3 protein-coding genes and 1 pseudogene are annotated in these 6,798 nt (G+C 34.6%); 2 read left to right on the top strand and 2 right to left on the bottom strand.

Annotation, left to right across the window (positions count from 1 at the left end):
- The first annotated feature begins 497 nt into the window (after window positions 1-497).
- Complete coding sequence (locus CYJ36_RS24505) at window positions 498-629, top strand: GNAT family N-acetyltransferase (protein ID WP_308315340.1); 132 nt, start codon at window positions 498-500, stop codon at window positions 627-629.
- A 433-nt stretch (window positions 630-1,062) separates the two neighbouring features.
- A pseudogene (locus CYJ36_RS24975) lies at window positions 1,063-2,129 on the top strand (IS110 family transposase); the annotation flags it as partial.
- Between the two features lie 761 nt (window positions 2,130-2,890).
- Here the strand turns inward: CYJ36_RS24975 and CYJ36_RS17150 are convergent.
- On the bottom strand, window positions 2,891-3,412 hold the full coding sequence (locus CYJ36_RS17150) for a hypothetical protein (protein ID WP_101568464.1): 522 nt from the start codon (window positions 3,410-3,412) through the stop codon (window positions 2,891-2,893).
- Complete coding sequence (locus CYJ36_RS17145) at window positions 3,405-6,125, bottom strand: DUF3289 family protein (protein WP_101568463.1); 2,721 nt, start codon at window positions 6,123-6,125, stop codon at window positions 3,405-3,407. Before CYJ36_RS17145 ends, CYJ36_RS17150 begins: the two co-directional genes overlap by 8 nt.
- Window positions 6,126-6,798 lie beyond the last annotated feature (673 nt).

The raw sequence follows: 6,798 nt of genomic DNA, 5'->3' as shown, positions 1-6,798 counted from the left end.
ATTATGAATTCTCAGAAGAACTTGCTGATGGTGGAGAACGAAACGAAATCATTACAAGACAACAAGATCATTAAGTAACATGAAAAGCATCCTTCGGGGTGTTTTTTACATTTTAATACTATGTCCACGACTACTTAACGACGAAGTACTATCAAAACGCTACGTTAAGACGTATCCTTGTGGGTAATGTGTGGTACCCTTGACGCTACCCCATATAGAAGAAAGGGGTAGTCATAATTTTCGGTTAATTTCAAAAAAAGAGCCGCAGCTGCAGCTCAAATGATTAGAAATTCTTCTTATCCTTTTTAATTTTATTGTTTAATTTTTTCTCAAGGTTTTCAAAGAATTTCGCTAATCTAAAGCAGATTAACATAAACACAATTGCTGGGAGGAAAAATGAGTAAAGAATCAAAAGAAGGAATATCATTTTTGATTGCCATTCGAATTTCCATTCATTTTCTCCTCTAATAAAATATATAGTTACCTTAATTGCTGAAATGGATGGGAAAGTAGTTGGTATGGCAGGGTTATGCACTGGACTTTTTTATGAGTTTGATGGTTCTTATGTTCGAATTGTAGCTTTTGTAGTAGATTCTAATTATCGGAGAAAAGGTATAGGTAAAAACTAATACAAGAAGCAGAAAATTAGGCAATAAAGCAAGGAGCTATCGCAATTGGACTCAATAGTGGTAATCGCGAAGAAAGAAAAGCTGCACATCAATTTGACTTAAGTATGGGATATATAGATAAAAGTGTAGGGTTTAGTAAGAATCTTACTTAACTATCGGGGGCGATCGTATTATAAGGTCAGTCAGATTTATTTCTGGTTGACCTATTTTTTATAGGTGCTATTTTATTTGTAGCCGGGGTAGAACGTTCGGGGGCGTGGGACAGGTCATCTGAACCCATCCGCAAAACTGTTCACCCCCTACTTGTTGAAACATGTGTGAGGCTGGTTGGGACACATCTTTCAGTGTGATCTCGTATAACAAGCGAAGATATGAAACTTCAAGTGGTAGAAGGGGTACCGGCTTATTTTCAAGAGAAGGGTAGTGATGTAAAGTGGATCCAGTCTTAGGCCTGGATGTAGCAAAAGAAGAAAGCCAAGTGCAAGCCTATCTGAAGAGAAAGTCTCCTTATAAGAAAAGTTTTAAGTTCATGCACGACCTTGAAGGGCTGCGTACACTACTAGAGTTTTATAGGGAACTAGAGAAGGTAACTGAAAAGGTGCCTACAGTGATTATGGAGTCTACCGGTCACTACCATGAACCGGTGGTTCAATTTTTAGAGAAGAATCAAATTGCTTATATATTGGTGAACCCAATTATCTCTCACGGATCAAAGAAAACAGGTATGAGGAAAACTAAGACAGATGCCATTGATGCAGCTCAGTTATGTGAGTTGTTCTACAAGGAAGACCTTGAGCCTTATCGGAGAAAGAGTGTTCAAATCCTAAATTTAAGACACCTGACAAGGCAGTATGATGCTTTAACGAATTCCTATGTAGAGATCTAGCTAAAGTTTCAGGCAGTATTGGATCAAGTATTTCCTGAATATAAAAAGGTATTTGGCTATCTTTATTCAGCAGTTTCATTAAAGCTTCTGTTGGATTTTCCCACTCCTGAAGATGTCTGTAGGAGCAGTCATTCTGAATTATCTAGAAGAATAAAGGATCACTGTAATTCTAGATCAATTGAGTGGGCTGAAAGGAAGGCTAGTACATTAAAGGATGCAGCCTCTAGAGATCCGTTTCAAGAGTCACTGTATAGAAGCCATCTCATTAGCATGCAGGTGTATATCAAGATACTCCTAGAATACCAAGAGCACCTATCCGCTTTAAAAGAAGAGATAGATGCCCAGGCGTTGGTTATTGAAGGATATGAATTAATTCGATCTATCCCTGGAATCGGAGATAAAATTGCGGCAACAATTTTATCAGAAGTAGGAGAGATAGACCGATTTAGTCATCCTAAAAAGTTGGTTGCGTTCTCTGGAATTGACCCGAGAGTGCATGAATCTGGAAGGTTTAAAGCTACTCAAAATAGGATCACGAAGCGAGGCTCAAGTAAATTAGGCAATCGCTGTATAGTGCAGTTTTGTGCGGTTTAAGAAGATCTCGAAACCCAAAGCTTTCTCTTAACTTCTTTAGTGCTTTGTCGTACCTTTTCATAATAATGGCTGGAATTAAATAACCATTTTCAAATTGAATTTCTTCATAATTTATATAATTAACGATGTTAGTGCGTTCTTCTATTAAATTAACATTAAAATATTCTGCTTTAAAACGTTCTAATTTACCCGATTGTGTATCTTCTACAAGAAACTTTATTGCAACCTCTTTATTATTCTGAATTCCAGCATAGACAAGCCCATTTCCACCTTGACCTATTTGCTCTAAATTAGAAATTTCTCCTAATGTTAAAGTAATAGACTTGTTATTCTTCTTGATAAAACTACTTATTCTTCTTATGTTTTCATCTGCTCCAACCTTTATAATTTTATCTGCTTCAGCCATTGTATCCTCCCGATTTTACAAATTAACAAATAAATATTTATCGATTTAAATTAAATAACCCTTTTATTTACCAAAATAATTAGTAATAAATCTAACTTCTATTAACTACTATCTTCTTTAAAAATGCAAAGTATATCCATATTGGCTTCTTTTATTCAAGAATATAGCCCTTATGTGGAATAACTTCTGAATCCGCTTACTCCGTTAAACTGCACGATTGCTTAATACCAATTATTTCAAAATCAGGTGATTAACTCAACATTTTTATTCCACTAAAAAGGACACTTACCTTATTTACAGATAAGCGCCCTTTAACGGAACATGGAAACGATTCGAGTAATGAGGGTCATATGGGAATAGTGATCCCCAGTCTAATCACTCAACAAGCTGATCCTCAATAAAACGCAACCACTTAATTATTTCTCCTTCCTTACTTTTATCATAAACATTGTATTCTTTTTGTGGTTCAGCATCTGACCAAATGATCGATGCAATGAGATCATGCTTATGATGTTCCATCCGATCCGTATTCATGTAACTTTCATCAGGCTGCCAGTCTCTTGGCAAATCGTCACTTTCCCTATAGAAGGACATATAAAAAATCCTGTTTTTTCCTTCTATTACTTTCATGTCTTCTTCAACTGGATGATTCTTAATGTATTTTTCAACTAATTCTTTTAAATCTATTAAATCTGTTGGTGGATTCAGAATCATATAATGCTTTCTATGAGTCACCTCTTCTTCATCCTTTTTACCAACGATCTGTTCTGTATTGGCAATTTCGAAAATCTTTGTTTCCCCGCTTGATTCCTCATTCTTTGTACATCCGATTACGTTTAATGGAATTAAAACTATACCAATCATTAAAACGATAATTTTTACATTAATTTTAATCACTCAATTTCCCCTCAAATGGTATATCCATTTCCATTACAGAAACAAAGGGCTTATATTTCCCATTATATTCATCATAATGCTGTAAGACAAACCAGGCACGAAATCCTGCTAAGTTGACATACTCCTTCTCCACATCTGGCTGATCTAACCCAAAATGATCATATAAACGAACATGCATAACACCTTTAAAGTGATTGTTCTCTACTGAAAAGTCTTTTACGGATACGGTATTCCCCCAAGTATCATTTACTGAAATTGTAAGTCCGCCTATTCTATCGTCCCAAGTGCTAAACGTCGGGTAAACAGCATTATCCTGTATATATTGATAAAATTTATCTGTATCCTTTGTACTTTTATCAAACTGAAGTGCTGACAAATTACCTCCATTTTTCTTTAACTCATCAACTAAAGCATTTTTGAGGAATTCAATATAGGCTTTTGTTGTCTCATGCTCCCTCGCTTTTTTCGTTAAAGTCTGATTGCGATAATCAGTACCATTTCCTTCCTCAAAATGATCAATCATATCTAAAATAACATCTTCCATTTCTCCCGTAGAAAATAAGCTTGTTGACATCCACTCGAACTCATCAAAGAGAATATCTGGCCAATCAGATTCCCATAATTGGAAGTTGAACATCCAGCTAATGTCAGTCATTTCATCTCCAGAATAATCATTTGTTTTCATATCATTCGCTACATCTCCATTTTCATCATAGCCTTCTGGTCTATCTGATTGATAAATTACTAAATTGGATAAATCAGAGTACAACAACGGTCTTTCATCCTCTTTATCAAAAATTCCATCTCCATCACTATCTTTTTGGTCAGGAAAACTGGTTGGAAAGAAACCTTTAAAATGAATAGTAATTCCAAAAAATTCTATAGTGAATGTTTTGAATGGACCCATTTCTTGCCCATCGGTTAATCCATCTCCGTCACTATCTTTCTTGTTAGGATCTGAGTAGATGATACCGTATGGTGTTTTCATTCCTTCAGTTTCATAGGTATCGTATAAGCCATCCCCATCTGAATCTTTTGGATCTGTCTCTCCACCACTTGAATCATCGCTACTAGAAACTATATTCTTATCTCTGCTTAAGTAGTCTATTTCCTTACTCCAAAGCTCCAACCATTTTTTCTTATCAACAACTATATATTCACTAAGCTGAGTCGTTTCCACACTTATTGTATTCTTACTTGTATCTAACACAGCGTTAAGGCTTTCAAACATTTCTTCCTCTTCATTATACCAAACGATGGCTAGATCATTTTCCAACGTGTCTCCTAGCTTTGATTCATCATAAGTAAATGTAATGCTTGCTTTCTCAAATTCTGATTGCGTATTGATCCTAATAGGAGAACCAATAATACCGTGTAAATTAGTTGTTTTCATATTGCCTTTGTTTGTGCTAATTCTAGTCGTTTTATAAATATTATCCTTTGCACTAAAACTAACTTCTACACTTGTAATTTCTGATTTACCAGACGGTTTCAATGATTGACGAATAGATTGTTGATGGAGTTCTTGTGAATCCGTGGTCTCGTCATTATCACTGTCTGCAGCATTCGGGTTTGTCTTTAAAGCATGTTCATCTCCATCACTTAATCCATCGCTATCTGTATCATCCTTATTAGGTAATGAATCAAACTGTTGAACTTCAAATCCGTCAGTTAAACCATCTTGGTCTGAATCTTTCTTCATCAAATATGTTTGATAAGCCTGCTCATCTTTATTTTTCAGGCCGTCTACATCGCTATCTTCATCTGCATCACTTATGCCATTATCATCTGTATCATATTTTATAGGGGAAATAGAGGATTTCATCTCATATTCAATATTGTCCTTTAATCCATCACCATCTGTATCCTTTTCAAATGGATTCATTCCCTCTAGGAATTCTATTCCATCGGTTATCGTGTCACCATCCGTGTCAGAAGTAGATTCAAAGAATTCTGTGTTAAATTGATAGCCTGCTTTTTCAAGTCCGAATAATACTTGTTTATATACATTTTGATAGGATTTTGATGCAGGGATAGCTAGATCTTTTTCTAGAAACCCATTCGCTTTTTCAGACATTTTCACAGCGTTATTCAAATGAGCTTTTATTTTATTTCCTTTGTGATCCGTTTGATCAGAGATATCCTTTAAAATGCCGATAGCATTTTTATTGACAATTTTATCCGATAAATAAAAATTAAAGAGTATATCTGAAATTAATACTTCAGTTGGTTCATTCAAATCGTTTTCTTTTACATACCCCCATAGACCTATGGTTAACTTATGTTTGATTTTCAAGAGCCGATCACTTTTAAGAACCACCTCTTTTATGTATTCCTCTTCAACAGCTTGTTCATATTCGTTAATCAATTGTTGAAGTACATCAGGTTCATTTATCTCTTTTTGTTTAAAGTCTCCAGTTTCATCCATTTCCGCTATCAGTTTAGAATCAAACTTCGCATTCGTTTCTTTTATGACTGTGGCAAAACGCTTTAATTCTTTTATTGCAATCTGATCATAGATTTTTGCAATTCTTGTGTCCTCATAGAATTCATATTCACTTAACCACTGTTTTACATTTTGCTCACTAGAAATCTTATTTTTTCCATGATTAGCTTGGTTATTGCTCTTGGCAACGACCGCTTGCCCAAATCCGCTAAAAATCATTGCAAAGATCAATAAAAAACTCAACATCCTTTTTAATTTTTTTCCCACCGTGATAATCTCCTCTATTAAAATATTTATTTAACCTATTGACGTTATCGTGGTTCCCAACCGAAGAAATATTGTCAAAATCCTTGAAATCATGTCATTAGATCAACTCCCTTACAAGTGTTATTTTTTAATAGAACTTGTTGTCTTTATCAAAAGATATTTGAATTTTACAAAAATTTCCGAGCCAGAATGACACTTAAATTTACCGAACATCAATAAATCTTTGCCCCAATCTATTTTCGAACTGTAAACCAATGAATGGACCCCGTTTCGCTCCCCCCCGTTTATATAAAATGTTCAGGGGATGATGCTTTTTGGTCCTTAGACTGTGGCGAAAATACAAAAGCATTTAAGAGCATAAAAAAACAGTAACAGCTCTTATCGTTCCTTGAGGAATAAATTCATTTTTCTCCTTTCCGTCACTAAAAAATTTATTTATCAACTCAGTATCAGTTTACACAGGATAAATATGGAATATAAGGTAAAAAACTCCTGAATATTTTTATCAGACTTATGAATCATTGATCTTTTTTAGAGATTGAACCTACCAATATTTTTAAAAACTTTTGTTCAAGAAAATGGCCCTTTAATGGAAGAAGGAAAATAGACTCTCCATCAAGAATTTAGGAATAAGATTAATATCTTTTTCAATTTATTAGGGGTGTTTTTGTGA

It is taken from the genome of Bacillus sp. UMB0893, from assembly GCF_002858905.1.
In the GTDB taxonomy this organism is placed as follows: Bacteria; Bacillota; Bacilli; order Bacillales; family Bacillaceae; genus Bacillus_P.
The sequence above is the reverse complement of the archived record's forward strand: the minus strand, read 5'-3'. Positions and strand labels throughout refer to the sequence as shown.

What these genes read in the sequence shown, in the direction of transcription:
- CYJ36_RS24505 (WP_308315340.1), top strand. Translation starts at nt 498, where the DNA reads ATGGATGGGAAAGTAGTTGGTATGGCAGGGTTATGCACTGGACTTTTT.